The following is a 14,302-nucleotide window of genomic DNA, read 5'->3' as shown; positions in this document are numbered from 1 at the left end:
CCTGCGGCCTGCCGCCGGATCCCGCCAGGCCCGGCAGGCACCGCAGCTCTCCGCGACCGTGGGAGACGCGAAATGACGGTCCCAGCAACGACTGTGCGGCGGTGGCGCCCAAACAGACCACCACGTAAGGCCGCACCGAATCGATCTCGGCGATCAGCCACGGGCGGCACGCGATCACCTCGGTGCGGCTGGGCGTCTGGTGGATCCGGCGGGTGGTTCCCGTACGGCTGGTGAATTTGAAATGTTTGACGGCATTGGTGACATAGATCAGTTCCGGATCGATGCCGGCCTCCCGGACGGCTCGGTCCAACAAACGCCCGGCGGGACCCACGAACGGGTGCCCCTCGAGATCCTCGTGGTCGCCGGGTTGTTCACCGACCAGCATCAACGGTGCGCCTCGGCGGCCCTCACCGAACACGGTCTGGGTCGCATCGCGGTACAGGGTGCAACCGCGGCATCGACCGGCTGCCTCGCGCAGCGCTGCCAGCGTTCGCCGCTCCGGCAGGTAGCGTTGCGCACCCGGAACTTTCGTCTCTGCCATCGCTATGCCAGCGGTTCGCGAGCACGCTGCGATGTCCGCCACGGCGGCGTGTTGCTGCCGCACCGCGGCGGAAGGTGATCGAGCACGGCGATGCGGTTCAGTTCCCGGTCGCCGGAGCGCTGACTGAGGTCGATTCCGAAATCGTTGTGGTAGCGGAGCTCGTCGTGGCCGAAGTGCTCACGGTCTCCGAGGTGTCCACCTCCGAGGTGTCCACGGACTCGGGGTCCGCGCTCGCGGGCCCGGCCGAACCCGGCCCGGCCACGACCACGACTGCGGCGGTCACCAGACCTGCGATCGCCACCGATGAGCCCAGCGTCTTGCCCGATAGTCTCAGCGCACCCATGGTGCCCCCCTGATGAGTCCGTCGTGCCTTCGGTGGCACGCTCTTGGGGGCGTTTACCCCGATGGTCAGCGCATAAACATCAACGACGAAAACCCGGTCGTAACGCGTGGTCAGTAGCCACCCGGCCTGCCGTTGCCCACGCAGGTCCTGCGGGCACGGCGAATGGCACCGGGTTCGACGATGTTGCGTGTGTCATCTCGAGCGCGTCGGCCGCCGCGCCGAGCAGTCCCGGGGCGAGTTTTCAACTGTTTCGGGGGTGATGGTTGTTGACGACCGTCAGGAACCGGCCGCGCTGCGCCACCACCACCGGAGGACTGAGCACGCTGGAGATCACCATCGCGATCGCCTCACGACGGCTTCTGGTCCCGGCGGCGATACCTCGCAGCGCGAACTCGGCGGTGATCCCGAGCCAGGCCGGCCACCCGGCGCGCAGCAGTCGGCGTCGGCGGCCCAGCAGCCCCAGAATTCCTGCCATGCCTGCGGCACAGGCGATCAGATGCAGCGGCAACCGCCAACGGCCCGCGCCGATGGCGGCCCGCCACCCGTGGCCGTACTTGCGGCGCATCAGCGCGGCGTCGCGGTTGCCCCACTGGGCGCCGACACTTCTCAAGACGCGGCCGGCGTCCAATCTTCGGCCGGCTATGGGGTGCGCTGACTCGCGGGTCCCGACGATGATCCGGCCACCCGCCTTCGTCAGGCGCAGTGCAATATCGGCGTCTTCGCGATATGCCCGCGGGAAACGTTCGTCGAAACCGCCGCAGGCCGTCAGCGCATCGCGCCGATAGGCCATGTCCGCGGTGATCCAGCGGGCGTCAGCCGGTCGCAGGGTGCGCCGTTCGTCATCGAACGGGCGGCGGTAAGCCGGCCTGGGCACCACGACCCGCGCCTGCGAGCCGACCACGTCCGGGCCGGCATCACGCAGATCGGCCTCCAGTCGCTCGCACCAGTTGCGTCCGGGCACCACGTCGTCATCGAGAAAGCAGATCCAGTCCGCGCGAGCGGCCCGCCATCCGACGTTGCGCGCGGCGGCCGGTCCGCGTCCCCCGGATCGCAGGCCGGCGATCGAAAGGAAGCCCGTCGTGGGCCACAGCGGCGCCGGCCTGCCCGGGCGGTCATCGACGATGATCACCTCGCCGGCCGGCAGCCGGCCCCCCTCGCTCAGCGCGGCCAGCAGCCGGTTCAGCGAGGGGCGCCCAATCGTCGGTATCACCAGTGCGTAGCTCGGTGTCATTGGGCATGCCGCCGAATCACGAAGGGCAGCACGCCCACACCGGCCTCGGCCACGTCGGGGTCGTAGGAGTATTCGACCGCGTCGAGGTCCTCCGGCCCGATACCGCCCTGCTGCAGACACCAGCGGGCCGCGACGATCCGGCCATCGACCACGAGCGCCGCGGCTGGGTCGTGGAAGACGGCGTTGACGCCCAGAATTCGCACCCGTACTCCCCCGGACGACGCGAACCGCTTCGATACCGCAGTGGACTACCCACCAGAAACGCTGCTAAACGGCTGACAAACCGGCTCTCTAATGACTTGCGGTGAAGCCGATCTGTCTTCGGCACCAGGAGACGGTCCGCTCAAGGCCCTCGGCGGCTGGAACGACTGGTTGCCACTGCAGACTGTTGCGGGCTAGGCGGATATCCGGGCAGCGTCGGCGTGGGTCATCCGGCGCGGCGGACGTATGACGAATCGGCGACGCGCTTGCCGACACGGCGGCCGCCTTGGCGGTCGCGGTGGAAGCGGCGAAACCGCCCAGCACGGCCGCCGTTTTGTCCGCAGTTGTGGAAAGCATCACCCACCCCCTCCCATCACGTCGATACTGAACGACAGGCCCCCTTTGCGGGAGCCTGCCCGCATGTCGCCACAGCGCTTACCCACCACGACGTGCGGGGAAACACGGCCAAGGTGGTTGCACGGCATGGGGAATGTATGGATAGTTACGAAGCTCGGGCGTTCAGTAAGTAGCGCGGTCTGGATTGTTCGGGTGTTCACGCCTGCATTTCCAGGCCGCGGCCTGTCCGCCGACGGTGGTGACATCGACTCATGTTGAGGTGGGAGAAGGCGGGTATGCGGTGATCGGCGATGTCGATGCTTCCTTCGCGACGCCCCGGGACGACGATCCCGAGGTCCACAGCGGCGACTTGGACCTGATCGTCGGCCATGGCGAGCCGCAGCGGGTCGGCCGGTTTCGGTACTGGCTGGGCGAGCAGCGCTGGGAATGGTCGGATGCGGTGGCGCGCATGCACGGCTACGAGCCCGGAACGATCGTGCCGAACACGGAGTTGCTGCTGCAGCACAAGCATCCCGAGGACCGGCCCCAGGTTGCCGAGGTGTTGGAGCGGGTGCTACAGGGCGAGCCGTTCAGCAGCCGGCACCGGATCATCGACACCGGCGGCCAGGAGCACTGGGTGATCGTGGTCGGCGACCGCATGCTCGACGAGGCTGGGGTGGTGACCGGCACGGCGGGCTTCTACGTCGATGTCACCGAGGCGCTGCAGGCCGACGTCAGCGCCGCGGTCTCCGAGGTTGCGCAGTCACGAGCCGTGATCGAGCAGGCCAAGGGTGTGCTGATGGTCGCCTACGGCATCTCCGCCGAGCGGGCGTTCGACATTCTGGTGTGGCGTTCCCAGGAAACCAACGTCAAGGTGCGCGACCTGGCGACCCGCTTCCTGGCGGCGTTCACCGGCAGGCTGCCGGGCGCCGTCCTGTCGGATCTGGACCACACCCTTTTGACCGTGACCTGACACCGGGCCGCAAGACTACGCTGGGCACTGCCGCACGGCGAAGGTTGCCGACGTGGCCGGAGTGGGTAGCCACCCAAATGTGGTGAGTGTGATGGCAGGCAGATCCCGCCCCCTGCGCGTCGTCGGCGTGGGGGCGTTGGCCGGTGGGATTGAGGCGATGTCGCCGGCCGGCCCGGTCTGCCCGCGGGAGGACGACCTTGACTAGCGCGCCAAGTCAACTGACGGTGACGGTGACGACCGCCGCCGGGGTCTGTCTGCTGACCGCCGCCGGAACGTTGGACAGCAGCACCTACCTCGAATTGCGCGACTGTGTGATCCGGGCGGCACTCGCGGAGCCGCCCGCAGTGGTGATCGATGTCAGTCGACTCGATGTCCCGGCGTCGTCGGCTTGGTCGGTGTTCACGAGTGCCCATTGGCACGTCAGCACATGGCCCGCTGTACCGATTCTGCTGGTCTGCCCGCGATCGGACGTAGCCGCCACGCTCGCGAACGCCGGGGTGACGCGCCACCTCTCGGTGCACTCCGACGTCGAGTCGGCGGTGGCCTCACTGGCGCAGGAGCCGCTTCCGCGGCGCCGCGTCCATGCGCTGTTGCCGCATCGCGTCAGCAGCCTGCGCGGTTCCCGGGAATTCGTCGCCGAATGGCTGACCAACTGGTCACTGGAACTGCTGATACCGGCAGCGCAGGTGATCGTCGACGTGCTGGTGGAAAACGTGCTGCGGCACACCGACAGCCCCGTGGTGGTAGCGCTGGAAAGCACCAGCGCCACGATCACCATCGCCGTTCACGACACCAGTGAGACCCCGGCGATTCGCCACGAACTCCCCACTGGGGGAGCCGATCGGGCTTCCGGCCTGGCGGTTGTCGGCGCCCTGTCTCGCGCATGGGGCAGCAACCCCGCCCCGAACGGCAAAACGGTGTGGGCTGTGCTCGGCCCGGAAAACCGGCTTTGACCATCGCCGCCCGGCCGAGCCGGCGCAACGCGAGCGGCCGCCGTCGACGGCATCATCGGTGGTTCACCACCTGCTGCGCCACCTCCGCCAGCGGAGTGTTGGACGACTGCGACAGTCGCTTGAGCAGCTCGAACGCTTGCACCGCGTCGATGCTGAACCGTTCCATGAGCATGCCCTTGGCCTGACCGATGACGTCGCGGGAGGCCAACGCGCTGCGGAACTGTTCGTCCCGGCGAACCATGTGCCAGGCCAGCGCGGCGTGGGTGGCCAGGATCAAGCCGACCTCAACCGCGTCGCCGTCGAACGCGTGGGCGGACTCTGCGTAGAAGTTCAGCGCACCGGTGGTGTCCTGACCGGTGAACAGCTCGAAAGCCAGTATGGACCGGATGGGCGTGGTGGCCAACACCTCCCGGCAGAAGGACGGCCAGCGCTGCTCGCACGCGATGTCGTCCACCCGGACCACGTGGTGCTCCCAGGCCGCTGCCAGACAGGGGCCGTCGCCGAGACGGCGCTGGACATCGTCCAACAGAGCCGGGTATCGATCGGTGGCCCAGGGGGTCTGGACCTCGCCGCGTGCGGTGGCGAGCGTGACGCCGGCGTGCTGGGCACAGGGCATGTGCGTCAAGAGGTTCAGCACCAACTCATCCAACGCACCGTCAGGTTCGGTGCCCGATCGCTGATTCAAGTTCTGAACCAGATCAGCCACATCGCGCATCAGGTCGTTGCGGCTCGTCACCGCCATCCTTCGCTCCGCCCGTCAGATCCATCCATGTTCCTCCGTTGACAGCGCCGCAGCAACCACTTCTACGCCCCGACAGGCATGTCGGCGCTCACCCGGATCCTGGCGCGTAGGCCACCCTGCGGGCGGGCGGTACGGCCGGCAGGAGCCGTGGGTACACCCGCAACGTGTCGCCGGCGATCCGATCCGATTCCCGGAAAACACACCCGAGACCCGGTCGGCAACACCAAGCTCAGCGCGCCAGTTCTAACAGCCGGCGCGCTTCGGGATCCGTGTCGAGGTCGGCCCCGACCTTTACAGCGCCCCTCCCCCGGTACCGCTCTGCGCCTCGATGACCTGGTCCCATTGGCGTAGGAAGCGATCCAGGCCGAAGTGCTCCATGGCGTAGTTGCGGGCCGCCTTGCCGACCACCTCGGCCAGGTAGCGGTCGGCGATGAGGCCGCGGAGCGCGGCACCCAACGTGTCGAGGTCGGCGCTGACCACACCCGCCTCGGGCGGCACCACCAGCGGGGCCATGGTGGCGGCCACCGCCACCACCGGCATTCCCAGAAACATGGCTTCCAGTAGCGACAGTCCCAACGAGGTCCAGCGCGCGGTATGCAGATACACCCGGCGGTGCGCCAGTTCCTTCATGAGCTGGTCGGACCGCACGTCTCCCCGGCCAACCACCCCCGGGCGCCGATGCGCCGGGTCGTTGAGGGCTTCGGTGCCGATGCCCCACACGTCGACCGGCGCGGATTGCCCGAGTAGGCCCAGCAGGTCGGCGCCCACCGTGCGCCACCGCCGCAGCGGTTCGTTGATCAGGACACCCGCGGCCGCAATGTCGCCGGTGTACAGATGTCCCGGGTCGGCGATCCCGTGATCGATGACCACGGTCGGCGCACGGCCGTTGTCCCACATCAGCTGGTTGAAAGCGGTGACATGGATCAGTGGGATGTCGTCGCGGTCCGCGATCGGGTGTCGGCTCTCCACCACAAACGGCCGCGGAGTGTTGTGCTCGACGTACACCGCGGGGACATCGACTCCCGGTCGGCGGCCCAGCAGGCGTGCGGACAGTTCCACTTCGTGTGGCCGCTGCAACACCACCATGTCGATCTCCCGATCGCGCAGGGCGCCCACGGGAACTTCCAGCGCCTGCCGCCAGTCCCGGCCGCAGCACCCCCGCCCGTCGGGATCACGAGGCGCGTTGACCGGAATGAGATAGCGGTGCGGACCCGCGACAAACGAATCCATCCATGAGCCGTGCACATGCCAGACCAGGATGCAACGCGGGGTGGTCTGCGCAAACGCCATTTTCGGCTTTTACCCCGACCTGCGGCGGTTAAACACCGAAATCCACGGGGAAGCGGTTTGCTGCAACGGAATCGGGGCGCACTCCCATAACTGCCGTTACCGAATCGTTGCAGAGCGGCGAATATCGGCGTAGGTTCAGTAGCAGGTTGAGTTCACAGCCACCCGGAAAGACGCGTCACCCACGCTGGCAGGGCGGCTTCCTCCCTGCATCTCATCCGTGAAGGTGTAACTCGCATCGACGCGATCCACAGTATGAGTTTTAGCTGATGGAGTAATCCCCATGCCCGCTTTGAAAACCGTCGGCTCGGCATCGCCGCCGCACGCCGCTCCCCCATCCGATACCTGGGAAAGCCGCACCGCGCGCTCTGTAACCCGCTGGGGACGCTGCGGTGCGGTGGTCACCGTGGGTGGCGAACTCGACGCCGCCAACGCCGGCCAACTGGCCGACTACGTGCAGCACTCCGCGCTCTACTGCGAATGGTTGATTCTGGACCTCGATGACGTGGATTTTTTTGGTGTCGCAGGTTTTTCGGCGTTGCGGACCATTGCCGAACGATGCGCTAAGACCAGCGTCCACTGCACGACGGTGCCCGGCGCGGCGGTAACGCGCCTGCTGCGTATCTGCGACCCGACGCAGGCCCTGCCGACCTCGTCGTCCCTGACCGAAGCTCTGGCGGGCGTGCAGAGCCTGGGACGGCGCCCCTGAGTACTTCGCTCCGAGGCCTGCGGCCCACGGCTGCTGCCTCGGAGCGAATGTCGTTGCGGCCCCTCAGCTCCTGACCCTCGACGCTCCACGAATCCGACGAGCCGCCGGTCACCGACTAGCCGACCCGACCCCTCGCGCCAGCTGGTTGGCCACAAAGTCCGCTCCCTGCTGAACCATCGAGGCATCAGCCCCGGCATAACTGTCATGTGCGGAGAAATTCATACCGTCGGAACACACCGCGTCCTCCGGTGCGCACACCTGCAGCGTCTTACTCCGGTACGGGGGGCCGATCACGACCGCGGGCTCATTGAGGAAATTCATCGCCCGCTCATTGGGCATGGCAAACAGCACCACGGCTGCGACGTGCTCGGCGATGTCGGGATCCAGGGGTTTGGGCACGGTCGCGGGGTCCACCCCGTCGGGGACCTGAGCCGACGTCACGAAGCCCATCACCGCGGCGCCCTGGGAGTAACCGCCCAGCACCATCTTGGTATTCGGGCAGGCCGTGGCTCGGGAGACGACGTGCGCTCCCGCGTCACGAATGCCGTCCACCCCGGTGTCCCAGTGGTCATTGGCCGGGTAGTTGACCGCGTATACGGCCGGGCTGGTTCCCAGGCGCGCGTTCAGCGCGTTGAGGAACGCTTGTCCGGTCGGGCCGACGCCGGGCGCTTCGCCGGTCCCCCGGGCAAAGACCACCTCGGTATCGGGGCACGGGGCGGCGCCCGCCACGGGAGCACCCGGACCGAGCAGCACCGACCCTCCGGCCGCGGATACCGCGAACGCCAGCGGGGCAAGGGAACCGAGACAGGTAGGCGCGAACATGTCGATGGAGGTAACCACCTCTGGACCCACTCAAACCGACCGAGCCAAAATTTTATGGGCGCCCGCGGTATTCGCAGCACCACTGGACAACGGCCCCCTGCTTTGTTAAGACAGGTAGGTCAGGTCTCTGCCTTCAGACGGAAGGGCAGCGATCCGTGGTGTCTGATATGCCAGCGGATCAAACCAAGCCTCACGGGCCCTGTGTGGACTTTCTCCCCTCTCGCACCCGGCCGCCGGGCTCTGGCGTCGGGTCTGCGTGAAAAGGGGAGAAAATATGTCGAAAAGCACAATGCACCGCCGGGGTCGGGGAATCGCGCTCACCGTGGCGTTGCTGCCCGCCATCGGCTTCGGCGTGGCGTCTGGGCCCGCGGCGGCGGCCGGTCCAGAGTTCTTGCAGGTCCCCTCGGCGAGCATGGGCCGCAACATCACTGTGGAATTCCAGGGCGGCGGTGCGCCGGCCGTCTACCTGCTCGACGGCCTGCGGGCCCGGGACGACCGCAGCGGCTGGGACATCGAAACGCCGGCGTTCAACGAATACAGCGGTTCGGGAATCTCGGTGGTGGCGCCGGTCGGCGGGCGCTCCAGCTTCTACTCCGACTGGTACGGCTCGGCCAATGGGCAGACCTACAAATGGGAGACCTTCCTGACCAGCGAGCTGCCCAACTTCCTGTCCGGCAAAGGCGTGCGTTCAAGCCGAAACGCGGTGGTGGGGGTCTCGATGTCCGGGTCCTCAGCGCTGACGCTTGCCGCCTATCATCCGCAGCAGTTCGCCTACGCAGGATCGCTTTCCGCGCTGTTGACGCCGTCGAGCGGCAACGGTCCCACGCTGATCGGCATGGCGATGAACGATGAGGGCGGGTTCAACCCGCAGGACATGTGGGGACCCTCGGGCAGCGCCGGCTGGCAACGCAACGATCCGACAGTGCAGGCCGGGCGCCTGGCGGGCAACAACACTCGGCTGTGGATCTACAGCGGCAACGGCACGCCGTCGGAGATCATCGGCGAGGGAAGCCTTCCCGGACAGGTGATTGAACAGATCGTCATGCAGAGCAACGTCGCCTTCCGCGACGCCTACACCGGCGCGGGCGGCCACAACGCAACGTTCAACATCGACAGCAGCGGGGTGCACAGCTGGGGCTACTGGAACGCGCAACTGGTGGCCATGAAGGCGGACATGCAGAGCACACTGGGCGCCGGCGGGCGGGTGTGACGGCGGCGCCGCGCTGACCCGCGAGGGTCGGTCGGTGGTCAGTACCAGTGCCGTCTGCCGCCGACCGGCCGTCCCGCTCTACCGAGTAGCCAGAACACGGCCCCGATGACCAGCAGGACGATCCCGATCGCCCAGAGCACGTAGACGCCGAACACCAGTCCCAGGATCAGGAGCAGCAGTCCGAGGCCGATCATCAGTCGTACCCCAGGATCGCGTCACGCGCGCGATCCATCATCGAGGCGAACGGCCCGACGAAGGCATTTGCCAGTGCGCCCTCCACCCCGGGGTGTGGCCGGGTCGGCGCGATGGTTTCCGCGAGCTTGACCGCACGCTCCAGCAGCTTGAGCTCGGAGTCGCTGAGCTCGCTGCGCAGTCCCGCAAACTCCTCACGCTCTTCGTGCTCGGCGTGGTGGACGACGTCGTCACGCAGTTCCCGGAGCTTTTCGGTGAACAACTCCGAATCGACGTCGACGCCCTCAAGTTCGCTGAGCGTCGTTTTGGCCTGCTTCTCCTCGGCCAGGCGTGCCTGGATCATGCTGCGGCCGTCCTTGAGTTCGTGGGCGGCCCGCGGGTGCACGATCTCCTCTTCGGCCGTCTCGTGCACGGCCAGCAGGCGGCGCAGCCGAACGAACGACTCGTCGCGCTCGCCGCCGGCAGCCCGCAGCGTCTCGTCGAACAGGTCCTTGATCCGATGATGCTGTTCGGTGAGGAAGTCAACGACGTCAATGGGGCCGTGCAAAGTGTTGTGTGCCATGTTCACTGGCTACCCCCACCGGCAGGGGGCAAAACCCTAGGCGACCACGCGGATGTGCTCCAGTGTCGAATCGGTGGCGTCGGGCAGCACCATTCCGGCCGTTAGCCCCGAGCGCAGATAATCGATGACCGCGGGGGTGAGTCGCTCGCCGGGCACCACCGCGGGAACTCCGGGCGGATACGGCGTGATCTGCTCGGCCGCGACGCGCCCGGCGGCCCGCGATGCCGCGACCATTTCGGTGGCGCCGAAGAAGGCGTCTCGGGGCAGCTGCACAGAGTCCAGCTGCAGGTCCCGCGGTGAGGGCAGGCTGATCGGGGTCGGCGGGTCGAAACGCGCCGCGGCGCTTCGCCACCCGCGCAACGCATCCAGCAGCCGGTCAGCGGTGCTGGGATCGTCGGCGAACGACAGCGTGGCCAGCACCCGTCGATGATCGGCCAATCCCACGTCAAGGCAACGGTGTTCGCGTAACCAATCTCGTGCCTGGTAGCCCGAGGTACCGGTGCCCGACACATCAATGAGCACCTGCAACCGGTCCAGATCGTGCGAGGCCTCTGTGCCGAGCAGGGCATCTTCGAGCACCTCGACGTCGGGGATCTCAGCGATGCGGCCACGCACGTCACCGGCCAGCGTCAATGCGGCGTCCAACAGTTCATGCCCGTGTCGCACCATCTGCCGTCGCCAGCCGTCGAGCGCCGCGTAGATCGGCACGCTGGGGCTGGTGGTCATCAAAAGGTCGGCGCACGCCCGGAGCCGATCCCAGTCGATGAGGTCGCCCTGGACGTGGTAAACCGAGCCCTGTTCGAATCCGGCCCCCATCTTGTGCACGCTGACCACGCAGACGTCGGCGCCGGCGTCCATCGCCCAGGTCGGCAAGTTCTCGTGGAAGGGCAGGTGGGCCCCCCACGCCTCGTCGACGATCAGCGGCTTGCCCCGACGATGACAGATCTCGGCGATGGCAGCCAGGTCCGCGCACGTGCCGTACGGCGAGGGGCTGACAACCAGTGCTCCCGCGGCATCGGGGTTCTCCTCCCAGGCCCCGGCGACCCGTTCGGGCGACGGCGGATGACACAGATGCCGCTCGGCATCCCAGCGCGGGGTGATCCAACGCGGTGCGATACCGGAGAAGATCAGGCCGCCCACCACCGCTTTGTGGCTGTCGCGCGGCAGCAGCAGCCCTCCGTCGGTGCCGGCGACCGCCATCATGGCGGCCCGAACAGACAGCGAACTGCCGCAGGTGGAGAAGAAGGCCGCCGACGCGCCAACTGCGTCCGCCATCAGTTGCTCGGCGTCGGTGAGGAATCGGCCGCGCGCCTGCCAGTCGTCCAAACCGCCGCGCGCAAGCACGTCGGCCGCGAAGAGGTCGCCCCCCAGCGCGTCGAGCACCGACGCGTCGGCCCCGCGGCCCTGTCGATGTCCGGGCGGGCTGAACCCGTACCGATCCCGGCGTTGGTAGTCGGCCAAAGCTTCCAGTACGGGTGCCTGGCGCTGATCCATAGCGGTGACGCATACCCAGGCGGGGCGGCGGGTAACCGACGGATGCGGGCACGTCAGCGCCGAAAGGCGACGAGCAACGCCAGGAGATCGGCGGTCAGCAGCACCCAACCGGCCACCGGCACCAGGAATCCGCGGCGCCGCCCCGCGGTGAAGAACGAAGCCAGAACCGTCAGTGCGGCGATCACCGGAGCGCCGTAATAGAGCGCGCCGAAGACCGCTCCGCTCGGCCCGAGGTCCGGGCAGCTTCCGGTGCTGCAGGCGGCCGTACTGAGCACCGCCCCCGTCGCGAACACCATGACCAGAGCGGCACCCGCGACGGTCAGCAATGCCGCCACCCAGTTGACCCACAGCCGCGCTCGGCGATTGTCCGTCTCGGCAGCAATCGGCTCTGCCATCACAACCGCGCCCCCCGTACCGCGAACTCCTCGACCAGCGCGCTGCAGAACGCGGGCAGGTCGTCGGGTTTGCGGCTCGACACCAGCACCGACGGCCCGCCCTCGCAGCGAACCACTTCCCGGTCGACCCACTGGCCACCGGCGTTGACGATGTCGGTGCGCAAACTGGGCCACGACGTGAGCTGCCTGCCGCGCACGACACCGGCTTCCACCAGCGTCCAGGGGCCGTGGCAGATGACTGCGACAGGTTTGCCGGCGTCGAAGAATTCCCGGATGAACGCCACCGCCCGTTCCTGCATGCGCAACTGGTCGGGGTTGGCCACCCCGCCCGGCAGGACGAGCGCGTCGAAGTCGTCGGCCGACACGTCGTTGACCTGTCGGTCCACGGGGAATTTGTCTCCGCGGTCCAGATGGTTGAACGCCTGAACCGGCCCCGCGTCGGTGGACACCAGCACTGCCCGCCCACCTGCCTCGGTGACCGCGCGCCAGGGCTCGGTCAGCTCGACCTGTTCGGCACCCTCCGGCGCCACCAGAAATGCGATCCGTCGGCCCTCCAGTGGTCTGGACATGATCTCCCCTTCCGTGCTCGCGGCGGTTGCCCCGTACCGGCTCGCATACCCGGGCCGCCGGGTACAGAAACGGAAAGGGTGGTGTAGCAGTGCAATTGCGGGGGTATCCCGCCAGTCATGAAGGGACGGGCCGAGTGCGGGAGAGTTCACCCGACAGCCGCACACAAAAGCGGCGCTGCGGGGCATTGACCGCCGGGCCGGCCTACCGTCCGGGCCGGCCCGGTCCGCAGCCCCATGGCTGTCGTACCCGTGGATGCCGGGCCCCGGCGCAGACAGAGCGCCACGGGCCCGGTGGGCGAAGCGATAGCGACGATTGCCGCGGTCAGGGTGCTGCGCGCACCTCGATCCGGCCGCCGACCTCACGGCACTCCAGCGCCGGCTGATCACCGGTGGCCGGCCCCCGGAGCAGCGTCCCGTCGCTGATGTCGAAGCGTGAGCCGTGGCACGGGCAGGTCACCACGGTGCCGTCCACGTCACCCTTGCTCAGCAGGCAGCCACGGTGCCCGCAACGGTCGTGGATGGCCAACACCCGTCCACCGTGGCGAAGCAGCAACACCGGTGTGCCGTCGGCATGGGCGGCAAGCAGGCGGTCCTCGACCAGTTCGGCACTGTCGAGAACCGGTGTCCAGCCGGCCGGGCCCGGGTCGAACACGGTCTGCTTGACGCCGACGCCGCGGGCATAGGCCAGGTGGCCGCCCAGATAGCCGCCCAGGCCCAGGGTGAGGGCGCCACCGAGGCCCAGCGATGCAGCGCGCAATCGCCTGCCCCGCAGCCGGTTGACCAGCGACGCAACATAGAGCAGCAGCGCCCCGGAATTGGCGCTGGCGTGGGCCAGGCCCACCCGGCGGACCGCTTCATCGGACAGTTCGGTGTCGGCCCAGTCGCTGATACCGGTGATGGCTGTCGGGGCGAACGCGACGATGCCGACTGCGGTCAGGCGGTTGGCCGCCGCCGAGCCGGACCGCGGGGCCAGCACGTCCAGCAGCAGCGCAGACAGAAACGAGCCGATAACCAGGCTGGTCATCGGCGGATGGGCGGGATGCCCCAATCCGGTTCCGCTGATGAGGTCTTTGAGCCTGCCCCGCCCGATCAGCCGACGCACTCGGGCGGCGGCCAGCTGAGCCGGGGTGTCCAGAACGCCTGCGTGTTCCACGGCCTCGGTCAGGCGCCGGGCCAGCACTGTGGCCGTCGATTGTGTGGGCATGTCCCCTCCGATCATGGATGTGGGCCGTATCTGTCTGGCCGTGCTACCGGCTGCGGGCGACCGCGGCGGCCACGGTGCCGCCACGGTCAACCCGTCCGGGACCGCACCATCGCGTCTCCCGCCGCCAAAGGGGCGGTCCCCCGTTTGGCCCGTCCGCGATGGTGCTGCCGGCCCCGGCCGACCAGGACGTCATTCAGTACTTGTCACACGTCTTGGCGATGGGACCGACGAGGTTGATGTACTGTGCTGCCTCGGGCACCGCCTGCGCCTGTTCGAGCATCTCCTCACGCTGGGGTGCCGGCGAGTTGAGGAAGTTCTGCAGGAACGACTGCGCCAGTGGTGCGGCGTTGAATTGTGCTGCCGCTTCGGGAGATTGCGCGTTCATCGCCGCGACCACCTGGGAGTAGCTGCACGTGGTGTTCACCGCGGGATGCTGCGACCAATGACCGGGCGCTCCCGGCTGGCCGGGCGGGTTCAGCTGACCCGGCGGGACACCCTGCTGACCCGGCGGAACGGGCTGGCCGGGGATGCCCGGTTG

Annotated in this window: 17 protein-coding genes and 1 pseudogene; 5 read left to right on the top strand and 13 right to left on the bottom strand. The window is 68.1% G+C overall.

Annotated features, from left to right (window positions below):
• Positions 1–541 (bottom strand): UdgX family uracil-DNA binding protein (locus tag LI92_RS07655; RefSeq protein WP_046317689.1); only part of this gene is annotated, 541 nt, incomplete at its 3' end.
• A 74-nt stretch (positions 542–615) separates the two neighbouring features.
• On the opposite strand from LI92_RS07655, the gene LI92_RS07650 reads away from it, so the two are divergent.
• A complete protein-coding gene (locus tag LI92_RS07650) occupies positions 616–897 on the top strand; it encodes a hypothetical protein (RefSeq protein WP_046317687.1) in 282 nt (93 codons plus the stop codon).
• A 228-nt stretch (positions 898–1,125) separates the two neighbouring features.
• On the opposite strand, the gene LI92_RS07645 is transcribed toward LI92_RS07650, so the two are convergent.
• Positions 1,126–2,115: a glycosyltransferase family 2 protein gene (locus tag LI92_RS07645; protein ID WP_052740731.1), complete on the bottom strand. Its 990-nt coding sequence runs from the start codon at positions 2,113–2,115 to the stop codon at positions 1,126–1,128.
• The gene (locus tag LI92_RS07640; RefSeq protein ID WP_046317686.1) at positions 2,112–2,318 is read right to left on the bottom strand and encodes a hypothetical protein; all 207 of its coding nucleotides are present in this window, start codon (positions 2,316–2,318) and stop codon (positions 2,112–2,114) included. Before LI92_RS07640 ends, LI92_RS07645 begins: the two co-directional genes overlap by 4 nt.
• A gap of 614 nt (positions 2,319–2,932) precedes the next feature.
• Here LI92_RS07640 and LI92_RS07635 point away from each other — a divergent pair.
• Together LI92_RS07635 and LI92_RS07630 are read left to right on the top strand one after the other, a co-directional pair.
• Positions 2,933–3,625: a PAS and ANTAR domain-containing protein gene (locus LI92_RS07635; RefSeq protein WP_502691411.1), complete on the top strand. Its 693-nt coding sequence runs from the start codon at positions 2,933–2,935 to the stop codon at positions 3,623–3,625.
• 224 nt (positions 3,626–3,849) lie between these two features.
• Positions 3,850–4,578: an STAS domain-containing protein gene (locus tag LI92_RS07630; protein ID WP_082109610.1), complete on the top strand. Its 729-nt coding sequence runs from the start codon at positions 3,850–3,852 to the stop codon at positions 4,576–4,578.
• Between the two features lie 52 nt (positions 4,579–4,630).
• Here the strand turns inward: LI92_RS07630 and LI92_RS07625 are convergent, their stop codons facing one another.
• Both LI92_RS07625 and LI92_RS07620 read right to left on the bottom strand, forming a co-directional pair.
• Positions 4,631–5,320: a GAF and ANTAR domain-containing protein gene (locus LI92_RS07625; RefSeq protein ID WP_046317682.1), complete on the bottom strand. Its 690-nt coding sequence runs from the start codon at positions 5,318–5,320 to the stop codon at positions 4,631–4,633.
• Positions 5,321–5,611: 291 nt separating this feature from the next.
• Positions 5,612–6,610, bottom strand: a complete 999-nt coding sequence (locus tag LI92_RS07620) for a glycosyltransferase (protein ID WP_046317681.1) — start codon at positions 6,608–6,610, stop codon at positions 5,612–5,614.
• 280 nt (positions 6,611–6,890) lie between these two features.
• Between LI92_RS07620 and LI92_RS07615 the strand changes: the two genes are divergently transcribed.
• Positions 6,891–7,316: an STAS domain-containing protein gene (locus tag LI92_RS07615; protein WP_046317679.1), complete on the top strand. Its 426-nt coding sequence runs from the start codon at positions 6,891–6,893 to the stop codon at positions 7,314–7,316.
• 108 nt (positions 7,317–7,424) lie between these two features.
• Here the strand turns inward: LI92_RS07615 and LI92_RS07610 are convergent, their stop codons facing one another.
• A complete protein-coding gene (locus tag LI92_RS07610) occupies positions 7,425–8,138 on the bottom strand; it encodes a cutinase family protein (protein ID WP_082109608.1) in 714 nt (237 codons plus the stop codon).
• 274 nt (positions 8,139–8,412) lie between these two features.
• On the opposite strand from LI92_RS07610, the gene LI92_RS07605 reads away from it, so the two are divergent.
• Positions 8,413–9,348 (top strand): esterase family protein, encoded by a 936-nt coding sequence (locus tag LI92_RS07605; protein WP_046317678.1) that lies wholly within the window; start codon positions 8,413–8,415, stop codon positions 9,346–9,348.
• A 38-nt stretch (positions 9,349–9,386) separates the two neighbouring features.
• Here LI92_RS07605 and LI92_RS23700 read toward each other — a convergent pair whose 3' ends face one another.
• From LI92_RS23700 to LI92_RS24495, 7 genes and pseudogenes are all read right to left on the bottom strand, one after another.
• Positions 9,387–9,542: a DUF6131 family protein gene (locus tag LI92_RS23700; RefSeq protein ID WP_192830001.1), complete on the bottom strand. Its 156-nt coding sequence runs from the start codon at positions 9,540–9,542 to the stop codon at positions 9,387–9,389.
• Positions 9,542–10,102, bottom strand: coding sequence for a hemerythrin domain-containing protein (locus tag LI92_RS07600; protein ID WP_046317699.1), 561 nt, complete (start codon positions 10,100–10,102; stop codon positions 9,542–9,544). The genes LI92_RS23700 and LI92_RS07600 overlap by 1 nt, the downstream gene beginning before the upstream one ends.
• 36 nt (positions 10,103–10,138) lie before the next feature.
• Positions 10,139–11,596: an aminotransferase class I/II-fold pyridoxal phosphate-dependent enzyme gene (locus LI92_RS07595; RefSeq protein ID WP_046317676.1), complete on the bottom strand. Its 1,458-nt coding sequence runs from the start codon at positions 11,594–11,596 to the stop codon at positions 10,139–10,141.
• Positions 11,597–11,649: 53 nt separating this feature from the next.
• The gene (locus tag LI92_RS07590; RefSeq protein ID WP_046317674.1) at positions 11,650–11,991 is read right to left on the bottom strand and encodes a hypothetical protein; all 342 of its coding nucleotides are present in this window, start codon (positions 11,989–11,991) and stop codon (positions 11,650–11,652) included.
• Positions 11,991–12,560 carry a type 1 glutamine amidotransferase domain-containing protein gene (locus LI92_RS07585; protein ID WP_046317672.1) on the bottom strand — a complete coding sequence of 190 codons (570 nt, stop codon included), beginning with the start codon at positions 12,558–12,560 and terminating at the stop codon, positions 11,991–11,993. Before LI92_RS07585 ends, LI92_RS07590 begins: the two co-directional genes overlap by 1 nt.
• A 322-nt stretch (positions 12,561–12,882) precedes the next feature.
• Complete coding sequence (locus LI92_RS07580) at positions 12,883–13,764, bottom strand: Rieske (2Fe-2S) protein (protein WP_046317670.1); 882 nt, start codon at positions 13,762–13,764, stop codon at positions 12,883–12,885.
• A gap of 193 nt (positions 13,765–13,957) precedes the next feature.
• Positions 13,958–14,188 (bottom strand): annotated as a pseudogene (locus tag LI92_RS24495) (hemophore-related protein); the annotation flags it as partial.
• Positions 14,189–14,302: the final 114 nt, after the last annotated feature.

It is taken from the genome of Mycobacterium sp. UM_Kg1 (assembly GCF_000972925.1).
In the GTDB taxonomy this organism is placed as follows: domain Bacteria; phylum Actinomycetota; class Actinomycetes; order Mycobacteriales; family Mycobacteriaceae; genus Mycobacterium; species Mycobacterium hiberniae.
This window is presented reverse-complemented; position numbering and strand designations above follow the sequence as displayed.

What these genes read in the sequence shown, in the direction of transcription:
- LI92_RS07645 (WP_052740731.1), bottom strand. Translation starts at nt 2,115, where the DNA reads ATGACACCGAGCTACGCACTGGTGATACCGACGATTGGGCGCCCCTCG.
- LI92_RS07625 (WP_046317682.1), bottom strand. Translation starts at nt 5,320, where the DNA reads ATGGCGGTGACGAGCCGCAACGACCTGATGCGCGATGTGGCTGATCTG.
- LI92_RS07620 (WP_046317681.1), bottom strand. Translation starts at nt 6,610, where the DNA reads ATGGCGTTTGCGCAGACCACCCCGCGTTGCATCCTGGTCTGGCATGTG.
- LI92_RS07615 (WP_046317679.1), top strand. Translation starts at nt 6,891, where the DNA reads ATGCCCGCTTTGAAAACCGTCGGCTCGGCATCGCCGCCGCACGCCGCT.
- LI92_RS07610 (WP_082109608.1), bottom strand. Translation starts at nt 8,138, where the DNA reads ATGTTCGCGCCTACCTGTCTCGGTTCCCTTGCCCCGCTGGCGTTCGCG.
- LI92_RS07605 (WP_046317678.1), top strand. Translation starts at nt 8,413, where the DNA reads ATGTCGAAAAGCACAATGCACCGCCGGGGTCGGGGAATCGCGCTCACC.
- LI92_RS23700 (WP_192830001.1), bottom strand. Translation starts at nt 9,542, where the DNA reads ATGATCGGCCTCGGACTGCTGCTCCTGATCCTGGGACTGGTGTTCGGC.
- LI92_RS07600 (WP_046317699.1), bottom strand. Translation starts at nt 10,102, where the DNA reads ATGGCACACAACACTTTGCACGGCCCCATTGACGTCGTTGACTTCCTC.
- LI92_RS07595 (WP_046317676.1), bottom strand. Translation starts at nt 11,596, where the DNA reads ATGGATCAGCGCCAGGCACCCGTACTGGAAGCTTTGGCCGACTACCAA.
- LI92_RS07590 (WP_046317674.1), bottom strand. Translation starts at nt 11,991, where the DNA reads ATGGCAGAGCCGATTGCTGCCGAGACGGACAATCGCCGAGCGCGGCTG.
- LI92_RS07585 (WP_046317672.1), bottom strand. Translation starts at nt 12,560, where the DNA reads ATGTCCAGACCACTGGAGGGCCGACGGATCGCATTTCTGGTGGCGCCG.
- LI92_RS07580 (WP_046317670.1), bottom strand. Translation starts at nt 13,764, where the DNA reads ATGCCCACACAATCGACGGCCACAGTGCTGGCCCGGCGCCTGACCGAG.